The organism is uncultured Enorma sp. (genome assembly GCA_905210055.1).
GTDB lineage: Bacteria > Actinomycetota > Coriobacteriia > Coriobacteriales > Coriobacteriaceae > Enorma.
Map to the genome: position 1 here is coordinate 1 of CAJLVH010000173.1, position 3,355 is coordinate 3,355.

5 protein-coding genes are annotated in these 3,355 nt (G+C 64.8%); 1 reads left to right on the top strand and 4 read right to left on the bottom strand.

Annotated elements, in window-relative coordinates; all coding sequences use genetic code 11:
- Window positions 1-358 precede the first annotated feature (358 nt).
- Complete coding sequence (locus QZ079_RS08735) at window positions 359-1,075, bottom strand: M48 family metallopeptidase (protein ID WP_297037474.1); 717 nt, start codon at window positions 1,073-1,075, stop codon at window positions 359-361.
- 99 nt (window positions 1,076-1,174) lie between these two features.
- On the opposite strand from QZ079_RS08735, the gene QZ079_RS08740 reads away from it, so the two are divergent.
- The gene (locus QZ079_RS08740; protein ID WP_297037475.1) at window positions 1,175-1,603 is read left to right on the top strand and encodes a peptidylprolyl isomerase; all 429 of its coding nucleotides are present in this window, start codon (window positions 1,175-1,177) and stop codon (window positions 1,601-1,603) included.
- 33 nt (window positions 1,604-1,636) lie between these two features.
- Here QZ079_RS08740 and QZ079_RS08745 read toward each other — a convergent pair whose 3' ends face one another.
- The 3 genes from QZ079_RS08745 to QZ079_RS08755 form a co-directional block, all read right to left on the bottom strand.
- Complete coding sequence (locus tag QZ079_RS08745; protein WP_297037476.1) at window positions 1,637-2,029, bottom strand: transcriptional repressor; 393 nt, start codon at window positions 2,027-2,029, stop codon at window positions 1,637-1,639.
- Between the two features lie 108 nt (window positions 2,030-2,137).
- On the bottom strand, window positions 2,138-2,539 hold the full coding sequence (locus QZ079_RS08750; RefSeq protein WP_297037477.1) for an acylphosphatase: 402 nt from the start codon (window positions 2,537-2,539) through the stop codon (window positions 2,138-2,140).
- Window positions 2,540-2,601: 62 nt separating this feature from the next.
- Window positions 2,602-3,355 (bottom strand): gfo/Idh/MocA family oxidoreductase (locus tag QZ079_RS08755; protein ID WP_297037478.1); only part of this gene is annotated, 754 nt, incomplete at its 5' end.

Here is a 3,355-nt window from a genome sequence, read left to right on the forward strand (position 1 = left end):
ACTCCTCCGCCTTTGTGATGATCGTGGTGGTGCTGCTGGCCGCCGCGCTGCTGGAGCGCTATGACATTTGCTCCGTGGCCGTGGAGCTGAAAAAGCCCTGGGCGCCCATCGGCCTGCCGCTTGCGAGCGCCGGCGTGGAGATCATTCGCACGCGCTAGAGCGGGTGGGATTTTGACACCAGGTCTCTGAGTCCCACGTGCTCTCGACGTCGACATTTTTGGACAGTTTTTCGGATTTGAGACCGAAAAGTGGCGAAAAATGTCGACGTCGCCAGAGGGGATGGTGAGGGGGGATAGTCTGCCAAAAGGAGTTGTCCCTGTTGGCAGTGGGACTCTGAGACCTGGTGCCAGAGTCCCACTCAGGCGGGGTGGCGCAGCAGACGCGAGAGCTCGCGGTTCGCCGGGCAAAAGCGGTCGAGGAGCGCGTGGAAGCGGGCGTTGTGGCTTGGCTCCATGAGGTGGCAGAGCTCGTGCGCCACGACGAACTCCAAGCACGCAGGAGGGTACGCGGCGAGGCGCGCGTTCACGCGAATCGCCGCCGTGCGCGGCGTACAGGAACCCCAGCGCGTCTTCATGATCCTCACCTGCCAGCGTGAGGCGCGCACGCCCATCTGAGCCTCGAAGCGCTCTGTCACGGCGGGCAGTGCGCGGGCGACCTCGTCGCGATAGCGTTCAAGGAGTAGCCGCTCGAACGACGCAGCGTCGAGCCCGCGTATGTCGCTGCTCGGGAGGTCCTTGCCGCTCGTCCCATCGGCGAAAAGCTCACGCACTGATACAAGTTCGCCCCAGAGCGGAATGAGTTCAGGAACGCGGTCGGCTGCTTGCCCACGCGCTTCGCTCAGCGCCTGCTTTCTTGCGACGTGTCGCTCGATCCAGGCGGCATGGCTGTCGAGGAACGCTTGGATGCGCGCGTCCGTCGTCCGTGCCGGCGCACTTGCCACAACCGTTCCGTCGCCGCGAACCCGCAGGTTGAGGTTCTTCACGCGTTTGCGGGTGACGAGGACGACGTGCTCCTCGCCACCTATGCGGACGGTGAATCGACTTGTGGTTTTCGGCTGTGCGGCACGGTTTGCCACGGGGCTCCTTTCGCTCATCTGATTCAATTCTATCCGTATCGTCTCCGGCAAGTTTGCGGCGGCGCGCAAGCGCATGCCTTGGAAGAGAATCGAGGAACCATGTCCAACACCGGAAAGACCCTGCGCGTGCACTATCGCGGCACGCTCGACGACGGCACGCAGTTCGATAGCTCCTACGATCGCGGCGAGACGCTCGAGTTCGTGTGCGGCGCGCACCAGATGATTGCCGGCTTCGATGCCGCGGTCGTCGACATGGAGGTGGGCGAGAAGAAGACCGTCCACATTCCGGCGACCGAAGCATACGGCGAGCGCCGCGAAGACCTCGTGCTCGAGTTCCCCGCCGCGCAGGTGCCCAACATCGAGCAGATCCACGTGGGTGACAAGCTCTTCCTCACCACGCCCGCCGGTCAGCCGGTGCCCGTGACGGTCGTCGAGGTCGCGCCCGAGGGCGTCAAGCTCGATGCGAACCATGAGCTTGCTGGCAAGGATCTCAACTTCGATATCGAGCTCGTCGAGGTCGTGGAGTAACTTCTGCCAAAAGGGACTGTCCCCTTTGGCGGGTTAGGCGCTCTGGCGTGCCTGGCAGGCGGGGCAGATGCCCTCGAAGAAGGCGTAGTGCGTGACCTGCGAGAAGCCCGTCTCCTCCATGGCGGCGGCGTCCGCATGGGCGTCGTAGCGGATCTCGACGTCGCGCACCGCGCCGCATGAGGTACAGATGAGGTGCGCATGCTCATCGCGGCGATCGTCGTAGCGATTCCCGCCCGGCGTCTTGAGCGTGCTGATGCACCCTTCGTCCGAGAGCAGGGCGAGGTTGCGATAAACCGTCCCTCGGCTAAGGTGTTCGTCGTGCTGCCGGGCTTCGACGAAGACCTCGTCTGCTGTGGGGTGAGCGCCGGCGAGCGATTGAACCGCCTCGAGCACGAGTCTGCGCTGCCTGGTGTTACGTCGTTGCACGGCCGACACCTCCCCACATAATCCGGCGTGCTTTATAGCATCATTTTACTAACAATTTCTCCTGCACGTCAAAGGCCGTCATGGAAGCCACAAGGTGCCCATCTCGGCTCAGTAGCGCACTTGGAACCCCGCGGCGCCCTCGCACGGAGGGAGGTCGCGCGCCTCGTCGAGCCACATGCGGCAGCCCATGCGGTCGTAAGTGGCGTGCATGCTATTGAGATGCTTGATGAGCTGCGCGGGCGTGCCCTGTACATCCATCGATACCGAGCCGTCGCGCAGGTTCTTCACCCAGCCGGCGAGCCCGAGTTTCTCGGCGGAGCTCAAACACGTCCAACGAAATCCCACGCCCTGGACGCGCCCGGTGAAAAGCAGGTGGTAGTGGAGCTCCTGCTCGGCATCTTCGGCCGAAAGCCGCTGCTGCAGCTTCTGTATGAGCTCGCGCTCAAGCGGGCTGCGACGCTCGCCGGGCTCGCGTTCGTCCGCGCCGTGCATGAGTTCGAAGATGTTCATCGCGCCTCCTCTTGCCATCTGCTTCCCAGCGTGCCTTCGAGCCGGCTCGTCGCATGTGGCCGCTAGCGCGCGTCGACGGGGAAGCGAACGCCCATTTGGCGCCGCGCCTCGTCCATCACGGCGAGCGACGCGAGCGTGACATCGCGGAAGTGTGCGACGGTGCCGAACGTACCGGCAGGTGCCTCGAGGGCGCTTGTGCCGCCGCGTACGGCCTCGACGGCTCCCACGAAATCGGCAAGCTCGAACACCATGGAGTTCTCGACGGCGTCGAGCTGGCGCTCCTCGATCTGGGGCTCGCCCGTCGTCCGCGCCTGCTTCGCCGAGGAACGCGTCACCGTCCCGCGGTACTTGATGCGCAGCCATTCGGGCTCGGAGGTACCGGCGAACGTGAGCGTCGCCTCCTCGCCTTCGATTTGCGAGGGAAGCACGTCGTTCGAGATCTTCGACCAATGGAGCGTCACGAGCTTGTCGGGATAGCGCGCGATGATCTCGCCCGCGCCGTCGAGCGCACCATGCGTGAGGTCGCGCGTGCTCTCGTCTAGAAGCACAGGCGCGGCGAGGATCTCATCCGGCGCGCCAAAGAGCTCGATCATGGGTTCCACCGTGTAGACGCCCATGTCCATGAGCGCGCCGGACGCCATCTCGCAGTCGAAGATGTTCGTGTGGCGCCCCGCGAGGAGCTCGTCGTATCGCGAGGAGTAGCTGCCGAGATGCAGGCTCGCGCGCCGCACGCGGCCGAGCTTCGCCATGGCGTCGCGGCAGGCGACGAACGCGGGGTCGTGGAGCGGACGCATCGCCTCGAGCGCGACGACGCCC

Excerpts from the sequence above, each read along its gene's own strand:
- QZ079_RS08740 (WP_297037475.1), top strand. The coding sequence starts at position 1,175 with ATGTCCAACACCGGAAAGACCCTGCGCGTGCACTATCGCGGCACGCTC.
- QZ079_RS08750 (WP_297037477.1), bottom strand. The coding sequence starts at position 2,539 with ATGAACATCTTCGAACTCATGCACGGCGCGGACGAACGCGAGCCCGGC.